The organism is Paenibacillus sp. B2(2019), from assembly GCF_008370385.1.
In the GTDB taxonomy this organism is placed as follows: Bacteria; Bacillota; Bacilli; order Paenibacillales; family Paenibacillaceae; genus Paenibacillus_AQ.
In genome coordinates, this window is record NZ_VTZR01000021.1 from 96,473 (window position 1) to 122,699 (window position 26,227).

At 44.1% G+C, this 26,227-nt stretch carries 19 protein-coding genes; 15 read left to right on the forward strand and 4 right to left on the reverse strand.

Annotated features, from left to right (window positions below):
• Nucleotides 1-44: 44 nt before the first annotated feature.
• From PAENI_RS19615 to PAENI_RS19630, 4 genes are all read left to right on the forward strand, one after another.
• Complete coding sequence (locus PAENI_RS19615; RefSeq protein ID WP_042124368.1) at nt 45-1,307, forward strand: TRAFAC clade GTPase domain-containing protein; 1,263 nt, start codon at nt 45-47, stop codon at nt 1,305-1,307.
• Entirely contained in the window at nt 1,304-4,264 is a 2,961-nt protein-coding gene (locus PAENI_RS19620) for a GAP1-N2 domain-containing protein (RefSeq protein WP_149646440.1), read from the forward strand. The genes PAENI_RS19615 and PAENI_RS19620 overlap by 4 nt, the downstream gene beginning before the upstream one ends.
• Before the next feature lie 208 nt (nt 4,265-4,472).
• The gene (locus tag PAENI_RS19625; protein ID WP_149646441.1) at nt 4,473-7,052 is read left to right on the forward strand and encodes a DUF4430 domain-containing protein; all 2,580 of its coding nucleotides are present in this window, start codon (nt 4,473-4,475) and stop codon (nt 7,050-7,052) included.
• A gap of 209 nt (nt 7,053-7,261) precedes the next feature.
• Nucleotides 7,262-8,968 carry a methyl-accepting chemotaxis protein gene (locus PAENI_RS19630; RefSeq protein ID WP_149646442.1) on the forward strand — a complete coding sequence of 569 codons (1,707 nt, stop codon included), beginning with the start codon at nt 7,262-7,264 and terminating at the stop codon, nt 8,966-8,968.
• Between the two features lie 74 nt (nt 8,969-9,042).
• Here PAENI_RS19630 and qoxD read toward each other — a convergent pair whose 3' ends face one another.
• Genes qoxD through qoxA form a run of 4 tightly spaced genes read right to left on the reverse strand, consistent with a single transcriptional unit; the run spans nt 9,043 to nt 12,908 of the window.
• Complete coding sequence (gene qoxD / locus PAENI_RS19635; RefSeq protein ID WP_179085737.1) at nt 9,043-9,336, reverse strand: cytochrome aa3 quinol oxidase subunit IV; 294 nt, start codon at nt 9,334-9,336, stop codon at nt 9,043-9,045.
• A gap of 1 nt (nt 9,337) precedes the next feature.
• Nucleotides 9,338-9,934, reverse strand: a complete 597-nt coding sequence (gene qoxC / locus PAENI_RS19640) for a cytochrome aa3 quinol oxidase subunit III (protein ID WP_076283869.1) — start codon at nt 9,932-9,934, stop codon at nt 9,338-9,340.
• A complete protein-coding gene (gene qoxB / locus PAENI_RS19645) occupies nt 9,931-11,874 on the reverse strand; it encodes a cytochrome aa3 quinol oxidase subunit I (protein ID WP_042185110.1) in 1,944 nt (647 codons plus the stop codon). The genes qoxC and qoxB overlap by 4 nt, the downstream gene beginning before the upstream one ends.
• Nucleotides 11,875-11,912: 38 nt before the next feature.
• Complete coding sequence (qoxA, locus tag PAENI_RS19650) at nt 11,913-12,908, reverse strand: cytochrome aa3 quinol oxidase subunit II (RefSeq protein WP_076283870.1); 996 nt, start codon at nt 12,906-12,908, stop codon at nt 11,913-11,915.
• 484 nt (nt 12,909-13,392) lie between these two features.
• Here qoxA and PAENI_RS19655 point away from each other — a divergent pair, with 484 nt between their 5' ends.
• The 11 genes from PAENI_RS19655 to PAENI_RS19705 all read left to right on the forward strand — a co-directional run bounded on the left by PAENI_RS19655 (nt 13,393) and on the right by PAENI_RS19705 (nt 26,222).
• Nucleotides 13,393-14,514, forward strand: a complete 1,122-nt coding sequence (locus PAENI_RS19655) for a polysaccharide deacetylase family protein (protein ID WP_262495659.1) — start codon at nt 13,393-13,395, stop codon at nt 14,512-14,514.
• A gap of 210 nt (nt 14,515-14,724) precedes the next feature.
• On the forward strand, nt 14,725-15,495 hold the full coding sequence (locus PAENI_RS19660) for an amino acid ABC transporter substrate-binding protein (protein WP_149646443.1): 771 nt from the start codon (nt 14,725-14,727) through the stop codon (nt 15,493-15,495).
• Nucleotides 15,496-15,524: 29 nt separating this feature from the next.
• Nucleotides 15,525-16,184 carry an amino acid ABC transporter permease gene (locus PAENI_RS19665; RefSeq protein ID WP_149646444.1) on the forward strand — a complete coding sequence of 220 codons (660 nt, stop codon included), beginning with the start codon at nt 15,525-15,527 and terminating at the stop codon, nt 16,182-16,184.
• A gap of 15 nt (nt 16,185-16,199) precedes the next feature.
• Nucleotides 16,200-16,952: an amino acid ABC transporter ATP-binding protein gene (locus PAENI_RS19670; protein WP_410477479.1), complete on the forward strand. Its 753-nt coding sequence runs from the start codon at nt 16,200-16,202 to the stop codon at nt 16,950-16,952.
• Nucleotides 16,953-17,121: 169 nt separating this feature from the next.
• The gene (locus tag PAENI_RS19675; protein WP_076283874.1) at nt 17,122-17,511 is read left to right on the forward strand and encodes a GntR family transcriptional regulator; all 390 of its coding nucleotides are present in this window, start codon (nt 17,122-17,124) and stop codon (nt 17,509-17,511) included.
• On the forward strand, nt 17,504-18,406 hold the full coding sequence (locus PAENI_RS19680) for an ABC transporter ATP-binding protein (RefSeq protein ID WP_149646445.1): 903 nt from the start codon (nt 17,504-17,506) through the stop codon (nt 18,404-18,406). Before PAENI_RS19675 ends, PAENI_RS19680 begins: the two co-directional genes overlap by 8 nt.
• On the forward strand, nt 18,381-20,405 hold the full coding sequence (locus PAENI_RS19685) for a hypothetical protein (protein ID WP_149646446.1): 2,025 nt from the start codon (nt 18,381-18,383) through the stop codon (nt 20,403-20,405). Before PAENI_RS19680 ends, PAENI_RS19685 begins: the two co-directional genes overlap by 26 nt.
• A gap of 367 nt (nt 20,406-20,772) precedes the next feature.
• On the forward strand, nt 20,773-21,576 hold the full coding sequence (locus PAENI_RS19690; protein WP_149646447.1) for a nucleotidyltransferase domain-containing protein: 804 nt from the start codon (nt 20,773-20,775) through the stop codon (nt 21,574-21,576).
• Between the two features lie 42 nt (nt 21,577-21,618).
• The gene (locus PAENI_RS19695; protein WP_149646448.1) at nt 21,619-23,001 is read left to right on the forward strand and encodes a 3' terminal RNA ribose 2'-O-methyltransferase Hen1; all 1,383 of its coding nucleotides are present in this window, start codon (nt 21,619-21,621) and stop codon (nt 22,999-23,001) included.
• Nucleotides 23,001-25,622, forward strand: a complete 2,622-nt coding sequence (locus PAENI_RS19700; RefSeq protein ID WP_149646449.1) for a polynucleotide kinase-phosphatase — start codon at nt 23,001-23,003, stop codon at nt 25,620-25,622. The genes PAENI_RS19695 and PAENI_RS19700 overlap by 1 nt, the downstream gene beginning before the upstream one ends.
• A 42-nt stretch (nt 25,623-25,664) precedes the next feature.
• Entirely contained in the window at nt 25,665-26,222 is a 558-nt protein-coding gene (locus tag PAENI_RS19705; protein WP_149646450.1) for an RNA 2'-phosphotransferase, read from the forward strand.
• The last annotated feature ends 5 nt before the right edge of the window (nt 26,223-26,227 follow it).

Genomic DNA, 26,227 nt, shown 5'->3' on the forward strand with positions numbered 1-26,227 from the left:
TCCATAGCAAGATACGCAGATACAACTTTTGGGAGGATGAGTAGATGTCTTTTTTTAGCCGTTTTATGAAAAAGAATCAGCCGGAGCCAAGGCCGCTTTTTTATGATATTGTGTGTCCGTATTGCTTCACTAAGTTCTCTCCGGAGGATGTGGTCTTTCGGGCTATGCATAGCCGAGAGGACGATGAGAATTACGCGCTGGGCGAGGATGATGCCTTGAATAAATACCGTGAGCGCTTTGGGCTCGATACGGTGGATGACATAGAAGCAATCATTAATCCGGCGGATATTCCGGAAGAATACCATCATTATACCGATCATGTGTTAACAGGGCTTACGGATCGTTATGGAGTACTTACACGCAGACGGCTATGTCCATCCTGCCATAACGAGCTGCCTGTGACTGCAGGTAAGGTTCCAAGTAACATTATCTCGATTATCGGAGCCTCCCAAGTCGGGAAGTCGGTATACATGACCGCGCTGATTCATACCTTGCAGCATACGACAGCAGGTCATTTCGATGCCGCTTGTATGCCGCTCAATGCAGAGATTAGCCGTAAGTTCCGTACGCTCTATGAAGAACCGCTGTTTGAACGCGGGGATCTGCTAGCTTCCACACAGAAGGAGAAAATGCAGGAGCCGTTTATTTTTCAATTCGTCTTTAAGGATGAAGAGAAGCCGCCATTGACGCTCGTGTTCTTCGATGTAGCGGGTGAGGGCATGGTGGATCAAGATTATCTGGGACTGCACGGTCAGCATATCAAGAACTCTGCCGGCATTCTGTTTATGGTTGATCCGCTGCAAATCCGTTCAATCCGTGAGAAGATTCATATTAACATTGGCGATCGTCCGGGGGAATGGGTTTCGCAATATGACGAGCCACGTGATGTTGTGCTGACGATGTTCGGTGATTTTATCGCCTATCAGGAAAAGAGCAAAACTGACATTCCAACAGCAGTCGTTCTTGCGAAAAGTGATATGCTGCATTCGCTGAAGGATGAGGATGGCGATTACATCAAGTCCAACAGTAATGTGTTCAATAACTATGTCCATCGCAAAACATTGAATATGGATGAATTCCATAACATCGACGGAGAAATCCGCAGATTTATTGGTAAGGTGGACAGACCTTTTAAAGATACGATGGATGTGTACTTCTCGAATACGGGCTATTTTGCGGTATCTGCGTTGGGCAGTAATCCTGTGAATCAGAAGATTGAGGGTGTAGTAAGCCCGATTCGTGTAGACGAGCCGTTTATTTGGCTGCTGCATAAGCTGAAGTATATTGAGGGGAGCGACGGCCCGTGAATGTTTTCTCAGGGTCTAAGATCGCCCAACAAATGTATACCCGCGAACGCCGGGGATTATTTCGTTCCACTGAAGGTTTTGATACAGTAGCGAAATCGGACAGTCTGGACAATAATTTTATCAAAAAAACACTGCATCCCTTCTGTCTTTACGATGCTCCAGCAGAGCTGGCCGCGCGTGGGGAGAAGGATGAGACTCTATATCCTAGTGCGCTGCACCTGTTCCATGCAGAGAATGGCGACACGGTTCTTGGGACGAGTCGTTATCAAGCGACGGATTTTACGGGCCAGCGGAGCGCCTTTTTTGCACATAACTTTGTAGTTCCGGCCTCACGTTCAGAGGAGATTATTCAGAGCTACGGGGACTTTCTGCATGCTGATTTCGCAAAAATTTATGAAGGAGAGCTGGGCGGAACCTTGCCGGAGCTGTCGGCTATTCCAGTTATACGTACGGATCGCCGACCTGATCCTATAGCGGGATTACGCTTGTTAGGGATTGATGAAAGGATATTTAAGGCATTGCTGCAAGCGGTGATGCTCTCTGTGGCAGGTAAGAAAAAAATCTATATCGCTCTAAATGTACCGATCACGGAGCTGTCCGCACGTGCGGTGGAGCTTACAGAGATTTTATATAGCGTGCTGCCGTATGAATTCCGCCGCAGATTAGGCGTGATTACGTATGCGAATGAACCGCAAAGCCGTAAATATATTCATCTTAGCTTTGTGGAAAAAGGCTCGCTCCGTCCCGGTGATCGCAGCATCGAGAAGGACTTCACATTCGATTTGGTTTCAGGTCGGATGGGGAATGTAGATTTTGGCGAGTCCCGTCAGCCGTATGCTGATCTGGTTTGGAAGCTTTTACTTCTGAATCCAGGGGATCTCGACGATTTCGTAAGTTTTGCCGATCAGATCCTGCGTGGAGAAAGTTCTGAGCATAAACTATCGCTCGCTCTCTATAATGAGTTAGCCGTATTTTATGAGATTGAGCAGGGGAATGAGCACTTATATACAGAGAACAAGAGCGCGGTGCTGAGTGGTTTGCTCTCTTATCTTAAAGCGGAGGGTGCGATTCATTCCAGAATCCGACTGAATGATATTTTCTTGGAGCGGTTCGACAGAGAATTTGATTTAGTCCGGCAAAGGAATGTCCCGGATCCTGCAATTATGGAGTGCTTTAAGGATTATTTTGTGCTGAAGGATCATAATTACAAAGTCAGAATTGTTGATTATTTCATTAATGGTATGCTTCATAGCGTGGAAGCGGGACGCAAAGATGTTCTCAATGCAGCTTACGGTATCATTGAGAGTAATGATGAGCTAAGTGCTACTTTTTTTCAACGGGTAATGTCTGAATCGTATTTCCGTAAGCAGCTATTAGAGCCTTATATGGAATCAAGACTAGTTGCTGCATCTAAATCTGTGGACATTCTGAATTTTGTACTCCATTGGGGCCGTTTTCTACCGGCTGCGTTAGAGCAACCTTTTGCTCAGGATGCAGTAAGGGATTACTTGCTAGAAAAGCTACAACTGGAGACTGATCCGGTTGCTGCGGTGGCGGAAATTCATGGCACTGTAGATAAAGCGGAGAAAGATCGACGTAGAGGGACAGGCGTATCTCCTAAAGTACTCTCGCTCATGCAGGATCTGGCAGCATCTGCAGACAGATTCTTGCTGAACCGGCTATCCCTTACTGAAATGACGCAGGAGGACTTACTGGAGGTTGTTTTCTTACGTTATGGCAATGTCGTGGATTGGCAGCCGCCACTAGATAGAATTAGCAAGCAGAAAGAAAATGCACTCCGCGCTGCTTATCGCTGGTTTGGTGAAGAGAAGCCGAATGAAGAGATTTTTGCAGGCTTATCTCCAAAGGAACTGGACGATGTACAGTTGCTCGGTCGCCGTTTACTGAAGGAAGCTCGAGTGCTAGAGCCTTTTGAACGTCTGCCTCTAGCTTTCTACTACACCAGTCAGCGCGAGGGTGGTCCACTGGATTATGACGCACTCTTGGAATTAGTAAAGCATAAAGCCGGTACCGATAAGGATGTTATCTATCGATTCTTTGCATGGTCTCAAGGAAATTCTTTATTTACGATATCGAATAAAAAGCTTTATCCGGGTTACCGCCGGGCGATTCTGAAGTATTTCCAGAGCAGTGACCGCGAAGCCTTCAAGAATCGTGAGTTCCGTAAAAGCTATGTTGCTACAGCACGGCCTGCTCTTCAAAATGTGTACAATGAAGCTCGCTCCCAGCTCGCTTCCCCGCTGGCGCGCTGGATCAGCCGCAGTCGATTTCGACTCCTGATCTCCGGTTCCATTACGGGCATTCTGGTGATTATCGCAATTATCGTATTCAGTATGCTGCGTCCGGATGATCCAAAGACGGCTCTGCCGGGGACAAGCCCTGAGCCGACACCCGTTCAGAGTGCAGGCAATGAGCTGCCTCCGGCTTCAGTATACTTGAAGGATCAGAGCGTCGAAGGAGATAAGGGGAGCAGCATATTGGTGTTCACGTTTGCCAAAGCTGATGATTGTGTGCAATTTAATCCGCCGGAGATTAGTCTGATGACTTCATCCAATGTGGTGGATAAGAGCTTTAAAGTCGCTGCTAGCCATGGAACTTGTCCAGTTCCGTCAGCGGATGCCACAGGCACTACTTCTGAAACGGCTGAAGGTGAGGACGCTGCTAACGCAGGAGCCGATGCCACACCGTCTCCAACGCCTTCATCTGATGCGGAGAATAACACAGTTGATCCATCCGCGACAGCTGTCACAGAAGGGGGACAGCCATCCTATCAGGTGGAGGTTACCTTAGAACCGGGAGCGACCATTGTAGAGAAAAGTATGATCAAGGCGGGAAGATTTACATTGATTGTAGATCCCGCTCCAAAGGATACACTGGGTGTTAACTCAAGTGCTGAACCTTCTCCAACTGCAAGTCCGGAAGGAACAGCTGAATAAAGGAATTTCTGATCAGCAGGACGATGCCGAAAGGTTTGGTTCTGCTGTTCTTTTTTTGTTACTCATACAAAGCTTTTCTATAGACATGCTATGTATTAATAGATATGATTATGAAAATAAGGTTATACCGCCCTTTCTAGGGGCGGTCTTTATGTTGTGTGCTCTTATTTTATGTAGTAACCATTCCTTTATAGAAAGAGGTTGAACAATGAAGAAAATAGTCACCTCCAAGTTTTTTGTACTTGGACTGGCCATATTCATGGTCATTTCAATTTTAGGAACATCCCTTGCTCCGGCAGGAACCATCTTCGCAGAGGCAGGTGTTAGCACCGGACTAGATGAACCTAGCGATGCAGCTGCTCAGGCGGAGCGGATTAATGTTGCGGAAGCGACCTATACAGCTGCAGAATTTATTCTAAAGGGTGGCGTGCAGTCGGATTGGCAAGCGATTGGGCTGGCTCAAGCGGGATACAAACTGCCAGCAGGTTACCGTCTTGCTCTTGAGAAAAAGGTGAAAGATGCAGAGGGGAATTTCGCGAACGTAACGGATTATGCGAGAATCGTACTCGCAGTAAGAGCGGTAGGTGCTGATCCTACCAACTTTGCTGGAAGCGGAACAACACCTGGCTATAACTTAATAGAGAAGATCTATAATCATGACAAAATCAGTGGACAGACACTTAATAATCCAGTATATGCTTTGCTCGCACTGGACTCTGGTAGATATAACATTCCATATAACGCGAAATGGACAACGGATAAGCTCATTGCTGAGATTCTCTCCAAGCAAAATCAAGATGGCGGCTTTGCCTTAACGACAGGCGCTAGTGAGCCAGATATGACAGCGATAGCTTTGACCGCTCTAGCGGCACATAAACGTAATCCAGAAGCTTACACAGCAGGGCTACAAGCCGTATCTTGGCTCTCTAATGCTCAGGATAGTCATGGAGGTTACGGAGATAGTGCTGAGAGTGCTGCACAAGCTATTCTAGGTCTCACATCCTTCGGTGTAGATCCAAGTGGATTAGAATATACCAAGAATAAAGTGAATCTGATCGGTAACCTGCTGAGCTACCGTCTAGCTGACGGAAGCTTCGCACATAGCCGTGGCGGAAGCAGTAATATTCTAGCTACTGAGCAAGGCCTTCAGGCGCTTGTAGCCTACAATCTACTCTATAAAGGCAGTAACAGTAAGTTATACGATTTTTCTAAGTCATCCGTTCAGAATGCCTTAATCTATGCACCTGTTACTGTAGAGGGTCCTAAGAGTACTTTAGCACAGGGATATGGATATGCTAGCAACGTGCTTGGTGCATTAGAGAAATTGGCTCTTCAGACGAACTTGCCGATCACGAATCCTTCCGGTGCATATGTCACAGGAATTGGAAACATTCCCGCCGGAAGCTACGGCGGCTATGACGGATGGATGTATGCCGTATCCCGTAACTCTCAATGGATCAACCCTGATGTTGGAATGAGTGATTTTGCGCTTAAAGATTCAGATCAGGTCTTGGTTTATTATGCTGGAGATGATACTAAACTTGTAGATTCGGTAACGGTGTCCAAAGCAAACCTTAAAGAGGGAGATTCTTTTACTGTAGTATTGACTAGTAAGACATGGAAATGGGACGCTGTAACGAATACATCCTCCCCGGTAACTGCCAAAGCATCTGGCGTTCAGGTCCAAATTGGAAATCGCATCGTAACAACAAATGCTAAAGGCGAGGCGCTATTCTCAGGGGATGTTCCAGCAGGTGATTACAAGCTGACTGTAACAGGCTATCGTGAAGGAAAAGCGCCATCGATAGCTAAATATACTCAAGATCTAAAGGTAATTCCTAAGAATGTAATGGCTTCACTTACCGTTGAGGGTCCTCAAGGACTGATCGGTGAGGGGACTTTAAAGGCTTCCAATGCGCTTGAAGCTTTGCAGCAATTGGGGTTATCCAATGATTTTAAAGTAGATATCACGAAATCGTCGTATGGTAATTTTGTATCGGGCATTCATGGAGTTACTCAAGGCCTTTATGATGGCTGGTGGAGCTTCGTAGTATGGCGTAGCGGTGAATGGATCTATCCAAGCGTGGGTATGGACGCTTTTGAATTACAGGAATCGGACCGTGTTCTTGTATATTATGCCGGAGAAACCACACAGGTTGTTGATACTGCGGTTGTATCCTCTGCACAACCGAAACCGGGTGAAGCTTTCACAGTAACAGTTTCTCAGAAAATATGGGTGTGGAATAAGGATACCTTTACTTCCGATCCAGTGACTTCTCCAGCCGCTGGCGTGCAGGTCTTGATCGGTGATCAGAAGGCGATCACAAATGCTAAGGGTGTAGCTGCATTTGACCAAGGTCTACCAGCGAATACCTATACGATCATTGTTACCGGATATGCTAAAGATAGTGTGCCTAGTGTGGCGCGTTATACTCAGTCACTAAACATTGCTTCAGATGTTATTGCTCCTGTTAAAGCTACGGCTACCCTTTCAGTCGTTGGGGATAACAAGAAGGGTACGATTCTGAACAGTACAACAGTATCGCTAAAAGAAGGTGAAACGGCTTATAGCTTATTGATTAGTCAATTGGGCGATAAGGTAGTATCATCCGGAAACGCTGGAAGTAAATACGTGAAATCTATAGATGGTTTGTCCGAATTTGATGGCGGACCTAGAAGTGGATGGAAGTATAAGACGAATAGAGATGCTGATCCAAGTATCAGCGCGGACAGCTACATTTTAGAGAACGGTGATATATTATATTGGTACTATTCATCGGGTGAATAAGTACGATTGATTATTCGTTAGGCGGACACTACGATTCGGAGTATTAGCGGATCGAGTGTCCGTTTTTGTTTTCGTTCGTTGCATTATTTGACAATAGAATCTTTTTTTCGACATTTTATTCATGATTTTATTTAAAAATCATCACACTATTCGCCTTTCTTACCGATAAAAATAGATAGTTAGTAAGATCATGTGAAGGCGGAGTGCAGATGAAGAATATGAAAGTGAAATTCAAAATTGGGATTCTATTGGTATTTTCTGTAGTCATGTTGAACATTGTGGGGGTAACTGGCTTTATCACCATGGACAAAATGGCCCAAAAAACAACAGAGACGTATAATGAAAACTTGTTGCCTGTTTCTTACGTGGGACAAATGCGTACAAACAATCGGGCCATTGAAGCTTTTCTCTTGGAGCGCTTGATGAGCGTTGATGTAAACAAGAACAAACAACTGAAAGAGAGCATTACGGAGAAAGTTCAGGAAAATAATAATCTTTTTAACAAGTTGAAGACCATCCAGTACAATGATAGTACGGTAGTGAATAAAATAAAGGAATATGAGTCCTCCTTAACAGACTATCGTGCACAAAGAGATAATATTATTCAGATTGCGGATAGCAAAGGTAGTCAAGAGGCCTTTCAAGTATTCACAGGTGAGTTTAGTAATTCTCGTGAGAAAATGATCAATATGCTTAAAGGAATAAGCGATTCGCTGCTAAAGGGAGCTGGAGATCATAATTCAGAGTCTACGGCTACCGCTAAGAGCATGAAGACTAAAAGTATAGTGTTGATGACGTTCTCTTGGATCATTTGTATCGTGCTTAGTGTTGCAATCATTCGACTGATTACGAAACCTCTTAAGGAACTGCAAGGTTTAATGAAGCGGGCGGAAAATGGGGATTTAACCGTGATAGCAACGTATACCGCCAAGGATGAAATCGGCCAAATTAATAGCTCGTTTAACAATATGCTGGAGAGCTTAAGGAAGATGATGCAAGGCATTGCGGAGAGTGCAGAATTGTTGTCAGCCTCATCACAAGAGATGAGCGCTAGTGCTGAGCAGACCTCGCTGGCTTCGCAAATGATCGCCGAATCTTCAGGAGAGATTGCAGCGGGGTTTGATGAACAGACGGAAAGTATTAATCGTACCTCTCAGTCTATACAAGCTATGGCCAATAATATTTCGGCCGTAGAAAGTAGCAGTTTTGAAATGTCCGACCTTATGGGAGTCGCTTCTGGTTCAACAGATCAAGGGGTAATCGCCGTAGATAACATCATTGAACAGATGAAGGAAATCGACTCCGGCGTAACTCAGAGCCAAGAGATTATTAGTAACCTTGGGCAGCTGTCTCAGGATATAAATACAATTATTACTACGATTAACGGAATTGCAACACAGACGAACCTGCTGGCGCTTAATGCTTCTATCGAAGCAGCGAGAGCTGGAGAACATGGACGTGGCTTTGCTGTAGTTGCCGGAGAAATTCGGGGTCTTGCAGAAGCGACGCGAAACAGTTCACTGAAAGTAACGGATATTATTACGCATATTCAAAAGCAAACTGAAAGAGCAGTAGAATCAATGGCTTTCGGCTCTGAGCTAGTCTCTAACGGCGTAGCTCAAAGTCAGCTCGTATCTCAAGCGTTTCATGAGATTCAAAGTTCTATTAAAGAAGCTACGCTGCAGACGGAAGAGATTAGAGAGGCGGTTGCGCATGTCTCCTTAGAGTCACAAGGTGTAGCGGCAGCAATGGAACAGGTCAATGCAATATCCAATAAAGGGGCAGTGGGTGTTCAGGACACTAGCGCAGCTAGTCAGCAGCAACTGTCTGCTATGGAGGAAATGTCCGCATCAGCTCAGTATTTAGCGGTGTTGGCGGAAGATCTGCAGAAGACTTTAGCACGATTTAAATTATAATGCGAAATGAAAAAAAGGACGTCCCAGAGCCATTTAGGCTTTGGAGACGTCCTTTTGTGTGTTATTGAATGGAGTTAAGCATACCAGCCCCATACGAAGATGAAGAGCGTACCAAAGATCGTAACTAAGCCAACGAATAAGGCATAGGCGATATTGAGGTAGAGTTCTTTCTTGGTATCAGCTGATTCTCCAATATGCATGAACAGGAAGAGCTGCAGGGAAGCCTGAATGAGCGCTGTAATTAGCAGGATAGCCATGTTCGCACTATTAGATAGATCAAGGTAGATTACAGCAAGTGCAGCCACAGAAAGGACAAGAGAGGCTAAGAAACCCATCACATGGCGAATTGGAAACAGTTGCTTCATCATGCTACATCAGTCCTTTCAGATAGACGAAGCTGAAAATAAAGATCCAGACAACGTCCAAGAAATGCCAGTACAGCGAGAAGATAAAGGATTTATTGGCCGTAGCCGGAGTAATACCTTGACGCTTCAACTGGATTAAGATAGCCGCACCCCACAGGAACCCGAACGATACGTGAGCTCCGTGTGTTCCCAGCAGTACAAAGAGACTGGATAGGAATCCGCTGGTTTGAAGTGTAGCCCCTTCGTGAACATAAGTGACAAACTCCATGATTTCAATACCAAGGAAGCCGAGACCCATTAGTAGGGTTAGTCCGAAAAAGACCATCATAGCTTTCTGGTAACCATGCCGCATAGCATGAACTGCAAGACCGATCGTAAATGAGCTTGTCAACAGCAGTAATGTTTCGATCATCACGGGACCAATTTCAAAAAGGTCCGGCCCGCTAGGGCCGCTGGCAAAACGGTCTACCATTACAAAGTAAACAGTGAACAACGTAGCGAACAGTGCAATCTCTGCTCCTAGAAAGACCCAGAAGCCAAAGATTTTATTACTATTCTCTTCTGTTGAGTATTCAAGCGGCTTAGACGCATCTATTTTCATATTGTCTCACCCCGCAATTTCTTTTCAGTAGCAATAACTTCTTCTGCAGGGATGTAGAATCCATGATCCCGATCGAAGGACATAGCAGCTAGAACGATGAGGATACCTACTCCAGAGAGAATGGCTGGAATCCAGAGACTGAATACCAGAGAGAATCCTGCAATGAAGAAGATAACACCCAGAATAAATGGTTTGCCTGAATTGCTAGGCATATGAATCTTAGTAATCTTGTCTTCGTATAGAGGTACGTTGTCTTGTTTAGAGAACCAGTAGGCATCGCGTGTTTTTACGGTTGGAACCACTGCGAAGTTGTAAGCTGGAATCGGACTTTTCGTTGCCCACTCCAGTGTACGTGCATCCCATGGATCTCCATTTGTATCTCTTGGTTCATAACGTGTACTCCAGTAGATGTTATACACCAGAATTACAAATCCGACTGTAAGACCTATCGCCCCTATGAACGAGACCATACTGAGCGGACCAAATCCGGTATCCGCAGAATAAGTGTATTGTCGACGTGTCATTCCCTTAAGTCCAAGAAGGAACAGTGGGAAGAACGATACGTTAAAGGAAATAATAATCCACCAGAAGGCATGTTTACCAAGACGTTCGTTCAAACGGAAGCCGAATACTTTAGGGAACCAGTAGTGGAAACCTGCGATAACGGCGAATACAGCACCTGGAATGAGAACGTAGTGGAAATGTGCTACCAGGAACATTGTATTATGGTACTGATAATCGGCGCTGGCCATGGCCAGCATGACACCTGTTACCCCGCCAATCGTAAAGATCGGGATAAAGGCTAGCGAATATAGCATCGGCGTCGTAAATGATATTCGCCCTTTTCGTAAGGTGAATAGCCAGTTAAATATTTTCACACCTGTTGGAACAGCAATGGCCATGGTAGTAATCGAGAAGAAGCTGTTAACCATAGCGCCTTGACCCATTGTATAGAAATGGTGAGCCCATACTAAGAAGGACAAGAGGGAGATGATCAACATACTAAAGACCATGGAGGTATATCCATACAGGTTCTTTTTGGAGAAGGTGGCGATAATTTCACTATAAATACCGAAGGCAGGTAGTACAACGATATATACTTCTGGATGTCCCCATACCCAGAAAAGGTTGGCCCATAACATATCCATACCGCCGTTGGCCATCGTGAAGAATTGAGAGCCGAATAACCGGTCGAACATCATCAAAGCGAGCGCAACCGTAAGCACTGGAAAAGCGAATACGATAATTACGTTCGTGATTAGCACGGACCATGTAAACATTGGCATTTTCATCAGCTTCATACCAGGAGCACGCATCTTCAGAATCGTTACAATAAAGTTAACGCCTGTGAGGAGTGTACCGATACCAGATATTTGTAGCGCGAGCGAGTAGTAGTTGTTACCCACCGTTGGGCTGAACTCTATACTTGCTAGTGGGAAGTATGCAGACCAACCAGCATCTGGTGATCCCCCGATAACAAACGAAATGTTAAGCAGCATTGCTCCGAAGAAGAAGAGCCAGAAGCTGACAGCGTTAAGACGTGGGAAGGCAACGTCTCTGGCACCGATTTGTAGCGGTACGATAACGTTCATCAGACCGATAATAAACGGCATGGCCATAAAGAGGATCATGATCAAGCCGTGTGTTGTAAATACCTCGTTGTAATGCTGTGCGTCAAGAAATTTCATGTCTGGGGCTGCGGTTTGCAGCTTCATCATAATAGCGTCAACGCCGCCGCGGAAAAGCATTAGTAGCGCAGCAAGGATATACATAACCCCGATACGTTTGTGGTCAACGGTAGTTAACCATTCGCGCCATAAATATCCCCATTTTTTAAAATAGGTTAGGCCGACGATAATCCCGATTGTAGCTAAAACAATACTTGCCATAGCCCCGTAAATCAGGGGTTCGCCATGGACCTTAAATTTATCCCAATCCATTAGGAAACGCTCCTTTCAAGTTGCTCAATTAACATGGACTAATGTCCTTCATGTGTAGTGCTCTGTTCATCCAGTTCTGGATTAGGTTCGCTGTTAAATTCTGTCTCGCTAGATGGTGCAGGAGACGGATGAATTTCTTTATTATCCTGATGTTCCATAGTTCCATTATCCATATCCATTTCTTTACCATTATTACTCATATGGTCGCCATGTTCTCCCGGAGGAGGGCTAAAGGATAAGTGAGTGTTGGTGTATGTTTTGCGTCCGACATATTCCATTTTCAAAAGATTTTTGAATTCGTCTTCAGTTAATGGACCTGCTGTTTCTTTAACATCTTTTACCCATTCTTGATAGTCCTTATCAGTCATCGCAAGGGCTTCGAACTCCATGTGGGCAAAACCCTTACCATTAAAGTTCGCATTTCTTCCGGTATAAGAACCTACAGTATCCGCTGAAAGATGCAGAGTGGTAAGCATGTCACTCATCGCATATTTCTGTCCTCCCAATTGAGGGATCCAGAGACTTGAGATCGTACCGAAAGAGTACAATCTGAACTCGACAGCGCGGTGAACTGGAATGTTCACGTAGTTTACGGTTTCAATACCTTCCTCAGGATAGCTGAAATGCCATTTCCAGTTGGAGGAGGAAGCGTAGATTACAAGCGGTTTCTGATCTTTATAATCCGCTGCAACGTTTTCTACATCTACTGTCGTTTTGACAGTGACCACGGAGAGGAATGCCACGATAATAATCGGGATTGTAATCCAGATGGCCTCCAACCATTTGTTTCCTTCCTCGTGAGGAGGAATATAATCTTCATTACTTTTCTTAGCGCGGTACTTCAAAAGTACAAAGACATATAAGATGTAGACAACTGCTAGAACACCGAGCATCATAACAATGGAGAGGATGATCGTGTCAGACAGAGTTCTCGCAGCCGGCCCCTTCGGATTCAGAACAGCGATTGAACTGCATCCTGGCAAGAGTAAAATTAGGCTGAGAAATAAAGCGTATAACGGTCCCTTTTTGTTCATGCTTAAGCTCCTTCCTTCAATACTTCTATTAATTAACCCTCATCATTACCTTCATATATAGTAAGAACTAATGAGAAAGAAAGCAAAAGACTTATTTTTCCAATTAAGCCATAATAGACCTTAATAATGGCGAACAAGTTAAATATGTGTGATCAATTTGTTACAAGTTCCTAATGATATGATAAAGATCACTGTAGCCACGCTGTTTAAAGGTTATTTATTTCTGTTCAAACTTTGTTCAATAATTTACTAAAGTTGCTAATTTGGACACATCTATTTTGTGCAAAAGGATTGGAATTTAACCATTTTTTGTTGGTGTGACAGGATTTGGCCGAAATCCGTGTTTGATGAATTTAGTCGAAATATCTGCAAGCCTTAAAAAGGGTAACAAATTATTCTGTATTAAGTTACAATCTCTCAAATTTCTATCTATTAATCTATGATAATGTTATAGGTAAATATACGAGATGGGAGATTTTTTGAGATGTTTAAAAAGAAAGTGTGGCTATTATTTATAGTATTATTCGTATGTACGGGTTTGGTACGAGAGATAGATACAGTGAATGCAGCGGGTGCGGCAGGATCCCTGAAATTAGGGGTGAACGATAAATTAACTAAAATTGATGCAGTGTCGATAAAGGATACATATTATGTTTCACTGCGTGATTTGTCCCGAGAACTGAATCTGAATCTTACCCTTCAGGGTGTTGGAATTCATGTTCAAGGGAACAACGGTTCCATCGAACTGCTGAATGATCACGCAACGGCTCTTCTCCCTAATGGAAAGACTATTCCGCTGAAAACATTTGTGGAAAATGGTAGAACGATGGTTCCTGTGAAGATGACCTCTCATCTTGGATTTTCAATTTCGTTTAAGCCAGCTCAATCTTTATTAAGAGTGTATAATTCCGGGGCTAAATTAGATGATGCTGCATTCGTGAATCAACATAAAAAGGCTTTGCAACAAAATGTACCTACAGGGACTACAGGAACAAAGGGGAAAGTTGTATATCTTAGCTTTGATGATGGCCCATCCGCTACAACCTCTCAACTACTTGATATCTTGGCGAAGTATGATGCGAAGGCAACCTTCTTCATGTTAGGAAATAACATGAACGCACACGCGTCTCAAGTGAAACGCTTAGTGAAAGATGGACATGCACCTGCTTTGCACGGCATGACACATGTGAAAGATAAATTTTATGCTTCTCCAGCTTCTGCGTTGAAAGAGATGAATGACGATAATGCAATTCTGAAGAAGATTACAGGTCAAAGTACAACGCTGATTCGTACACCTTATGGTAGTAAGCCTTATTTAACAAAAGCTTATAGAGATAAGATACTAACTCAAGGGTACCATCTGTGGGATTGGAACGTTGACTCTGAGGATTGGAGATATAAGAACGATAGTAATTCCATCTATAATACGGTTATGAGAGAAGTTCATAGTCTGAAGAAGAGCAGCCCAGTGATTCTAATGCATGATCAAAAGGCTACACTTAAAGTTCTTCCACGCATCCTAGAGGCGCTGAAGAAAGAAGGCTATGCGTTTCATATTATTACTTCAGATATGGAGCCTAACAATTTTTGGAACGATAAGCGCTAAATCTGATAGTGAAATTAAATCATTCATATTGTTGAGGCGGCAGATTTGATCTGTCGTCTTTTTTTGTTGTTTGAAATCTTTGTAGATTTGACACATGTAGACTTCTCTAATCTATCGACGTAGTTAATTTGTCATGTTATCATGATACTCTGATAACGTATTAGCGAACTAAAGCACACAGCACTGTGTCAACGATGGGGGATAAAAGAGATGAAGAAAAATGCACTTTTAGTTTTATTTATGATCATGGTTATTGCAGCTTTATCAGGCTGTTCGTCTTCTGGGAGCAAGGATGGAAAGCTGGTGATCGGGATTGATGATAAGTTCGCTCCGATGGGCTTTAGAGATGAGAACAATGAAATTGTTGGGTTTGATATCGACTATGCCGGAGCTGCAGCTGAGAAAATGGGCAAAGAAATCACTTTTCAGCCTATTGACTGGTCAGCTAAGGAGTCAGAATTGAATAGCGGGCGCATTGATATGATTTGGAATGGTTATACCATCACAGATGAACGTAAGGAAAAGGTATTATTCACTAAGCCTTATCTTGAGAATAGTCAGGTTGTAGTCGTATTAGCGGATTCCTCTATTTCAAAGCTTGAGGATTTGGCTGGTAAAGAGGTAGGACTTCAAAGTCTATCCTCCGCTGCCGATGCATTAAATGCTAATCCGATTAAAGACCAAATTGCTAATCTGTCGGAATTTCCGGATAATGTGCTAGCGCTCACAGATTTGAAGACTAAGCGCCTGGACGGTGTAGTCATTGATGAAGTGGTAGCCAGATATTATATGTCAAAAGAGCCTAATACCTTTAAGCTACTAGATGAATCGCTTGCTCCTGAGCAGTACGGTATTGGAATTAAGAAAGGCAATGAGGCACTACTGGAAGAACTTCAAAAGGCTTTGGATGAAATGAACAACGACGGAACAGCTGAGAAGATCTTTACGAAGTGGTTTGGTGAGAATAAGGTATTGAAATAGAAGGTCAATATACAGAGTTTATTGGAGAAATGAAAATGGATTATATAATACAAATTTCCGGGCCGATGTTAGAAGGCGCGCGTACAACTATTTTATTGTTTCTTATTGTTATTTTGGTGTCGATTCCGCTCGGGTTCCTAGTCACTTTGATGGCGAAGAGTGTGATCAAGCCCGTGGCTTGGATTGCACATACCTATATCTATGTCATGCGGGGGACACCACTTTTACTACAATTGTTATTTTTTTGCTTTGGTTTACCACAGATTCCGGTGATTGGGCAATATCTGGTCATGGACCGCTTCGTTGCGGCAAGTCTTGGATTTATTCTTAACTATGGAGCCTATTTCGCGGAGATCTTCCGTGGGGGTATGCTCTCCATTGATAAAGGGCAGCATGAAGCAGCCAAAGTACTCGGACTGAGTAAATGGCAAACGCTGCGCAAGGTAATTCTAGCTCAAATGTTTAGGGTAGCTTTGCCAGCCGTGGCCAATGAATCGATTTCCTTGGTCAAAGATACGGCCCTGCTGTATGCCGTTGCTGTACCTGAGCTACTGAACTATGCCAAAACAGCAGTGAATCGAGACTTTACTGTAACCCCCTTTGTAGTGGCGGGAGTGATTTACTTACTGATGACGCTGGTGCTCACTTTATTCTTCAAAGCACTGGAGAAACGTTTTAAATTCGAGTAGAGGGACTGTCTGAATATGAGTAACATGATAGAAGTAAGTGATTTACAGAAATCCTTCGGCAAATTGGATGTGTTGAAGAAGATTAGTTTCAATATCCAGGCGGGAGAAGCCGTCGCTGTTATCGGGCCTTCAGGTTCAGGTAAGAGTACGATGCTGCGTAGTCTAGTACATCTAGAGGAAATTACGGGTGGAAGCATCTTCATCCAAGGCAAGCCGCTCGTGGAGAATGGAAAATACGCTAGTGGAGCAAGTATTCGTGAGATCACGGCGTCCATGGGAATGGTGTTTCAACACTTTAACCTATTTCCACATTTAACGGTGCGAGGCAATCTAGAGCTAGCTCCAAGGATGTTGAAACGGGAGAGCGTGAAGGAGATTACGGCTAGAAGTGAGAACTTACTTTCTAAGGTAGGACTTGCTGAAAAAGCGGATGTGTATCCTGCAAAGCTGTCGGGTGGACAAAAGCAACGGGTTGCTATTGCGAGAGCATTAATGCTCAATCCTGATATTCTATTGTTCGATGAACCCACTTCCGCGCTTGATCCTGAACTCACGAGCGAGGTACTACGCGTCATCCGTCAACTTGCTGAGGAGAATATGACGATGATTGTTGTCACTCATGAGATGAACTTTGCTCGTGATGTGGCTGATCGTGTGATTTTCATGGACAACGGTGAGATTACGGAGTCTGGAACACCAGAGCAGATTTTTGATCGTCCACAGCAGGAGCGCACTCGAATTTTTCTGAATCAAGAGACGAGAGTATGAATACCTCCTCAGGCTAATAAAGTGTCTATTCATGAGAAAAAGTCCCCACAGTGTTTTTATAACTGTGGGGGTTTTTGCGTTGACATAAAGATTAAACTGTATTAATAATAGTAGTACAGTTAATACACATCATCATGAACTAAGGGAAGACAGTGAAAGGAGGATGGTTATGTTCGAATTGGACGTTCGCAGTCGCAAGCCGATTTATGAGCAGCTGACCGATAAGGTCAAGGAGATGATTTTACATGGTATTTTGCAGACTGATGAACAACTGCCTTCGGTAAGGACATTATCCCAACAGCTAACCGTGAATCCTAATACGATTCAGAAGGCTTACCGTGAATTAGAACGTGAGGGGTATATCTATTCACTGCAGGGGAAAGGGAGTTTTGTAGCCCCAATGAAAAAAGAACAGAATGAGATTAAAAAAGCCGAAGTACGTGCTGAGTTGCTTAGACTGATGGCGGAAGCGGTATACCTTGGGTTCACCGCAGCTGAAATTAGTTCATTGTATGAGCAAGTGGAGAAGCAGAGAGAAGGAGGGAAAAGTGATGATTGAGATTCGAGGTGTCAGTAAGTTTTTTCAAGGGGAGAAGGCAGTGGACGATATCTCTTTAACGGTACGTAAAGGGACGATTTATGGGCTGCTCGGCTCTAATGGCGCGGGTAAAACTACGCTGCTGAAAACCTTGGCAGGCATTTTCTCTCCAGATAAAGGGACCGTGAAGGTGGATGGTAAAGCGGTATTCGAACACCCGACGACTAAGCAACGGGTTATTTTTATGCCGGATGCTCCTTACTTTTTTCCGCAATCCACCATGCTGCAAATGGCAGCCTTCTATCGCTCGATCTATCCGAGCTGGAATCAGAAGCGTTTTGATGATTTGGGGACCGTCTTTCAGCTCGATAAGAAGCGTAAGCTTAGTCGTTTCTCCAAAGGGATGCAGCGGCAAGCGTCCTTCTGGTTATGTTTAAGCTGTATGCCAGATGTGCTTATTATGGATGAGCCGATTGACGGGTTAGATCCGGTAATGCGACGCCAGATCAAAAACCTGCTATTTCAGGAGGTTGCTGAACGCGAGCTGACGGTAATCATTTCTTCACATAATCTTCGTGAGATCGAAGATCTGTGTGATCATGTTGGGATTATGCATGGTGGGAAGATGCTGATTGAGAAGGATCTGGATGATCTTAAGGCGGATACACATAAGATTCAAGTGGCCTTCCGGGATGAACGGCATGAAATTCCGTTAGCAGCGAAGCTGCAAATTTTACATCAAGAACGCCGGGGGAGCGTGAACCTGTACATAGTAAAAGGGGATCGTGAGCGAATCAAAGCGGCTTTTCAAGTGTACGAGCCATACGTATTCGATTTGCTTCCATTGACGTTAGAAGAGATCTTTATTTATGAAATGGGGGATGTCGGATATGACGCGCAGCCGATACTACTTTAATAGCAGTATTATTCGCCAGAACTTCCGCCAGCATGGCTGGATAGGGATTATATATGCACTTGGCCTAATGTTCGCACTTCCATTGCAGCTGTTCATGAGTATCGATCCAAATGCAAAACCGCAGGAAATCGATCATTTATTCCGCATCTCTGGTAATGTGCAAGCATTGTTCATTATTACGATCCCTGTTGCTGCTGGACTCTTTTTATTCCGATACCTTCAGGCAAAATCTCCATCAGATCTATGGCATAGCCTGCCTTTACGCAGAGAGCATTTATTTACGGCTCATCTGACAAGTGGACTTACCTTACTGTTGGTACCGGTTTGGTTAACTGCAGGGGTGGTTGCGGTTGTTAAGCGATGGAGTGGTAATTTTTATATTTTTCAGGGCGCAGATATTTGGCAATGGTGTATCACAGTTAGTATTCTGACTTTGTTCCTCTTCTGCTTTAGTGTTTTTGTGGGAATATGCACGGGCCAATCTATTCTTCAGGGAATTATCATTTATATTTTGCTTATTCTTCCTGTTGTACTGATCTCATTAATCAATAGCCATTTAGTCATGTATCTTTATGGTTATGCAAATGCAAATGTAAACTTCCGTGATTCTAGTTTGCAGATGTGGTCTCCGTTTGTTCATATCGTGTATTATTTTACCGGCAAACCATTTACCAATACAGAATTGTGGATTTATGGAGTATTGTCCCTTTTATTTATTGGATTATCCTACCTGTTATACCGTAAACGTAATACGGAAAAAGCGGGTCAAGCTATTGCTTTTGGATATTTCAACCCGCTGTTTAAAGCAGGGGTTATGTTATGTACTATGCTTATTTCCGGGAATTATTTTGCGCAAATGAAGCAACAGCAAATGGGCTGGGTAATTAGTGGATATGCCATTGGAGCCATTATCGGCTATGTTGCTGCGGAAATGATTATTCGGAAAACATGGCAGATTATGACGCGTAAAGTGTTAGCAGAGTTTGCGGTTTATGCAGTAATGCTGGGGTTACTTCTGTATATCCCGATATCAAGTGTTACCGGGTATGAAGCTAGAGTACCTTCCGGTGATAAGATTAGTGGTGTGTATATGGGATCTAACTACCGTTGGTATACCCCCACGGATGATTTGTACACTACTACACCCTATATGGGGCAGGACCCTTTTTCCGATGATAAAGATTATATAGAAGCTGTCCGTAAACTTCATCAAGCGGTAATTGCGGTACGTCCAGAACATACCTCACAACAATACGCTTATGAATATTTTACCATCGCCTATCAATTGGAGAACGGTCACAAGCTAGTGAGGGAATACTGGATCCCTAATAAGGGGTTTGAATCAGAGCTCAAGGCGGTTAAGGATACCGAAGCTTACAAGTATGAAAAGTATAATTTAGCTCTCTTAGACAAAGACCTGGATTATATGTGGGTTACTAACAGGAATAAAAAAGTAGCCATCTCTGATCCTCAGGAAATTTCAGAGCTAAAAGAGATTATCAAACGCGAAATTTCGAATATGTCCTACGAAGTACAGATAGATAAGGACGGGAAACCTGATATGGCTGGTATCCAAACAGAGGTAAAGGCAAAAGATGACAGCAACCAAGTTTCTTCAAGTTATGGTTATTATTATCCGTGGAAGTCTTCTTTCCATGAGCTTGAAAAGTGGATGAACGAAAAAGGCTATGCCGATAAAATACGAATAACAGCTGAAGATATCCAATCGGCAGAGATTGTAAAAGACGACTTTATGGATAAGCAAACACCTAAGAATCCTACGAGTCCTGAACAAAGAGTAGTGCTTGCACGTGAAAAGAATCGTACAGTTGTTACGAAGGATAAGGCACTATTAACGGATATTTTAGATCATCGTTTCAATTATGGCGTTGAGAATGGCAACTACATTGTGAAGTTGCTGTATAAGGAGGGTTATAGTGATTTCGTTATGTTAAAAGCGTCCGATATGACGGCTGAATTGAAAGTATTGCTGAAATAAGCTAAGAATAAGGTAAGTAAAAGATTACAGAAAAAGACTACTGGTTGACAAAAACTGGATAGTTGGATTATGCTTTTGGAGATAGGTTAAGGATGAAATGGTACTGAATAAAATATAATTTGACTTGGGGGTAAGGACAGATGAATAACAATATGAATAATCAGCCATCGTATAATGCTTATCCATATTTGCGTCCATCTGTTCCCTTGGCTTACAGGTCAGCCTTAGAATCAGTGTATTCATTTCCGGTGAATCAACAACGCTATATTAACCGGTAAGGAGTTCTGTATTTAGGTGAAGCCCGGCCATGGACGATGGAGTCCATGGTCTTTTTTGCATATTTAGAAGGTTTAAGGGAGGGGTTAATATGTCGGAAATACATCAATCGATCATTCAGCAGCTTCGGACCATTGAATCTGAAGAACAAGTCCGCATTTTGTATGCGTGTGAATCGGGGAGCCGGGCTTGGGGATTTCCATCCAAAGATAGTGATTATGATGTTAGATTCCTATACATACGGAGACCTGAGGCGTATTTATCTATTTTTGAGCACAGGGATGTAATAGAACGGCCGATCAGTGACATGCTTGATATTAACGGTTGGGACTTGAAGAAGGGGCTTAATCTATTTCGGAAATCTAATCCGCCTCTGCTGGAATGGTTAGAATCACCGATTCGCTATGAAGAAAAATACGCTGTAGCCGAAAGTATCCGTGAACTCTCGCCACAAAGCTTTTCGCCAAAATCATGCATTTACCACTATTTGAACATGGCGCGAGGAAATTACCGGGATTATCTGCAAGGCAGTGAGGTTAAAATTAAGAAATATTTTTACGTATTAAGACCACTCTTAGCATGCGCTTGGATTGAAAAATACAACGAAGTGCCTCCGCTCGATTTTAATGTGCTTGTACAGGATTTGATTCCACAAGGTTCAGAATTACAGGAAGCCGTGCAGAACCTGTTATCTCGTAAAATGTCCGGTGATGAACTAAATCTGGAGCCGCGCTTGGATGTTATCAATACTTATTTGGAGGAGAGAATTGCTCATTACGAGGCGGTTGCTTCTGCTTTTGAACAGAGTGTTGGTGTTATGGATGAAGCGTTAGATGTTTTGTTCCGATCAGCACTGATAGAGGTCTGGGGAGAAACGGGGCAATGGAACTGGTAAGTTCGCAGTTCAATAATTGTTAATTAAGGAGAGATGAAGCTTATGCATTTGATCATCAAGGCGACGGGGTCAGGAGCGGGGATGTTGTCCCATCTGCTGGCTAAAAACCCGCATAATTTATATGACAGGAGCGATAAAGAAGCTAGAGTGCGTATAGTATTCACTGCAGCTTCCGACGAAGAGACAGAGGCCGTTATCTATGTCACACCAGATCCAATTGCTCTAGTCAAAGGAAGTGCTGCTCATAATGACATCACACAATATATTAACGATCGGGAGTTTGTTACGAGCAGCCGATTCTGCTCTTATATCCGTCCAGCGCTAGGTACAGCTCTTAATGGAAAGCCTAAGGAAGTATTTTTGCCTTGGGTAGATCACAAATTTCAATTGGAGCTGTCCTTTGGCCCAGTAGCATCGAACCTGCCTGATCACACGATTGAGGAACTGTTTCATGCACTTGGCTACGAGCTTGAGCTTGAAAGAGGAGATGCAGTGTATTCTTTTGATTTAAAAAGCCGCAGTTCTGCACGATACATTAGGTTGCGGGGAGAACAGACGCTGCAAACGGCCCTTCGTCAACTGTTCATTCTGATTCCGGCATTAGATGATGATAAGCATTATTTTATCAGTGATGATGAGATTGAGAAAATCAGGCGTTATGGCGAAGGCTGGTTGGATAGTCATCCGTTGCGTGGGTTAATTCTTAAGCGGTCACTACGATTTGCTAATCTTATTAAGCAATTTGATGGTGAGGAATCCACCCCTTCTTCTGAAAAAGTGGCTATTACTCCTGCTGAGATTTCAGCTGAGCCTAAAATTAGATTAAATGATCTGCGTTATGCGGCGATTGCAGAAACAGTAGAAGGGTTGGTTTTCAAGAGTAGTATTGTTGACTTTGGTTCCGGTGAAGGAAAACTTTCGGCAAGACTCGGAAGTGTGCCGGGCGTTAAGCAGATCTGGGCGGTTGAGCCTTCGGCAAACTCACAGTTACGCGCAATCGATCGCTTCTCGAAGCTTGAAGACCGAGAAGGAGTTACCGTGCCGACGCCTGTTACAGGTTCTTTGTTCTACTTCGATGAATCGCTGCGGAACAAGGATATTATGATTCTATGTGAGGTTATTGAGCATATCGACGAATATAGGCTGGCTCGAGTGATGGAGACTATTCTGGCGGAATATAGTCCTAAGGTATTGATCCTGACTACACCGAACAAGGAGTATAACGAGGTGTATGAGATGGAATCGGAAGAAATGCGGCATAGTGATCACCGTTTTGAATGGGGACGAGCAGAGTTCTCCGAGTGGTGTATGCGCTGGACGAGCTCCTTTGATTATTCGGTTGTTTTTAAAGGAATTGGCGAGGGTTCTGACGCTTTTGGATACCCGACGCAGATGGCGGTATTTAGGAAGGAGGGAGCATTGTAATGACTACAGAAGAGCAAAAAGAAAAGCAGCGAACCATTCTTTTTCCGCATGCAGGAATTATTGTATTGGTGGGTCCCTCCAATAGCGGCAAAAGCACTTTACTGCGTAGATTAGTAGATGAAGGCACGTTGTTGCAGACAGAAATCGTCTCATCGGATGATTTCCGTAGCATGCTTGGCGACACTGATTTTATGGATTGGAAGAATCGTCCCCGCGAAGAAGCAGATATTATTTTTAATGATTATCAGTTGCTCTCAAGTCTAGCCTTTGAAGCAATGAATTCAGTCATTGCCATGCGCTGCCGACTTGGAAAACTGACGGTGGTGGATGCTACACATCTGCAAGAGGAATACCGTAAGCAATATTTAGATTTAGCAGATAAGTATAATGTTCCATGTATGGCTTGGGTGCTCGATGTTCCAGAGGAAACGCTGCTGGAGCGGGATGTACAGCGTGAGCATCCACGAGGACGCCAGCGGGTCAAGCAACAATATGGACAGTTCAAGCGTTCGCTACGGAGTGTTAAGGACGAGGGCTTTGCCTCGACTTATTTTTTGAAAAATACGGAGTCAGTACTTTTTGAACGTAAGCAGAACCCGCTTTGGGTTGAAATCGATAAAGGACTTGATATAATCGGCGACATTCATGGTTGTTATGAAGAGATGATCGAGCTACTCGAAAGATTGGAATATAAGGAAGACGAGCAAGGGTTGTACAGACACCCCGAGGGTAGGCAGTTAATTTCTGTGGGGGATGTGATGAGCCGGGGCCCGGAATCGCTGAAGACGATGAGGTTTTGGAAAAAGCATGTAGATGCTGGAATCGCCCGTATGATCGACAGCAACCATGGCTGGAAAATCGCCCGCTACCTGGATGGTCGCAAAGTTACATTAAGTCACGGAGACGAGAATATCGCCGCTGAGCTGGAGGCATTTGCGCTAGAAGCAGGCGATGAGGAAGCAAAAAGGCTTAGGGATGAACTTAAACAGTTTCTGTTGTCCGCGCCTAGCCACTTGTTGTTTGGCCGCAATGGCGTGCGGCGGGTCGTAGTTACCCATGCTGGAATTCGCGATGAATTTATCGGCAAGCAGTCCAAACGGATTCAGGACTTCTGCCGATATGGGGACACTGATGGAATGGATGGCAAGGGTGCTCCTGTAAGGAAAGAATGGTATGTCGAACACGAATCAGGGGAGATCATCGTCTGGGGGCATGATCCTAGACCTTTCCCAACCGTGGTAAAAAATACAGTGAACATCGACCAGGGTGCTGTATTTGGCGGATCTTTAACTGCGTACCGTTACCCTGAAGGGAAATTTGTTAGTGTTAAAGCGAAACACGATTATGCAGGTGATCCGGACAGTCCGTTAATACGTTGGGAGCGGGGGAGATTCTCACCACCTAACCTGCGTAAATTCGTGGAAGGCTACTCACTCCAAACTGACCTTTATGGTGAAATAACTGTACGCGGAGAATTCGTTAAAGCGGCCATAGACACGGTCTCCCACTTTACGGTTCCACTTGAGGAACTGGTGTATATCCCGCCGACCATGAGTCCACCGCCTTCAGTGTCTATAGATGAGAACTATCTGGAGCATCCGCGTGAAGCTTTTGCTTATTTCCGCGCTCAAGGTGTGAAGACAATGATCGCGGAGAAAAAGCATATGGGCAGCCGGGCCATCCTATTGTTATTCCGGGATGAAGAGGCGGCATTATCGTATGTGGGCAGGCCGTCATTGGGCACGATTTATACACGGACAGGCCGAGCTTTTTTTGACAGGGATACTGAATCTGAAGTGTTACGTAGGCTGAACGCGGATCTCGTGCAGGCGAATTATTTTGCGAAAAATAACACGGATTTGCTGCTCCTAGATGCGGAGATCGTACCATGGAACTTGAAAGCGCGTGAGCTGATTTCCTCCCAATATGCACATGTGGCTGAAGCTGCACTGTTAGATCGGGAGCATCTTTTGGAGAAGCTGCGTGAGGCTGAAAGATCAGGGCGAGATGTTACCTCGTGGATACAGGAAATGGAGGAGAAGCTCCAGAATGCTCATCTTTTTAAGGAAGCTTTCCAAAAGTATTGCTGGGACGTAAGTGGATTGGACGGGATTAAGATTGCTCCCTTCCACACGCTTGCGCATAGCGGACAAACTTTCTTTGAGCACAGCCATCTTTGGCATATGGAGCATAATCGTGAACTAGCGGAGTTGTCACCTTTATTTATGGAGACTGAATACCGCACGGTTTGTAATGAAGCGGACGAGGAACAGATAATCCGTTGGTGGGAAGAGATGACGGAGGATGGGCATGAAGGGATTGTTATCAAACCGGAAACATTTATAACACGTAATGGAGATAAACTGGTTCAGCCTGCACTCAAGGTGAGAGGGCGTAAATATCTGCATATTATCTATGGAATAGATTATTTACAGCCGGACAATCTTGTACGCCTCAAGCAGCGCAAAACAAGCAAAAAAGAGCGAAATGCCTTAATGGAATGTGCGCTTAGCCGGGAATCGGTGGAACGTTTTATTCGTAAAGAGCCGATAGAACGCGTACATGAATGTGTGCTTGCTGCGCTGTCTTTGGAGTCTGATCCTGTAGATCCACGGCTGTAGAGAATAGAATAGAAATGAGTTATGAATTGAGGTAGAAATATAATGTTAAGCAATGCTATAGAAGTGTCATTAAGCAAATTTATGACTAAATTGCTCCGGCATACTCCAGAGCAGTATGGCCTTATTTTGGACCTGGAGGATGGTTCCTGTACGTTGGACGATTTGTTGTCCGTGCTTGTGAAAGCTCCTAGATGGGCTGAGGTGACTGTGGGAGATATTCAGCAAGTGGTTGCAGGCTGCGAGAAGCAACGATTTGAAGTTAATGGAGATCGAATCAAAGCTCGGTACGGGCATAGTCATACCAAAATTTCCTATGATCCGGGAACTCCGCCATCTACGCTTTATCACGGAACTCATGCTGGCGTTCTTTCAGTTATTTTGGAAGAGGGACTCCAATCGATGGGACGTCAATATGTTCATTTGTCCGAAGGGACACATTTTGCCAGTCTGGCCGGAAGCCGCAGAGGGAAATTGAATCTACTGACTGTTGATACGATTAGCGCTGGTCAAATGGGTGTAACTTTTTATTGTGCGGGTAATGAGGTATGGCTGGCGGACCCAATTCCGGCTTCCTGTCTTAATGTGTATACCCCATTGTAGAATTA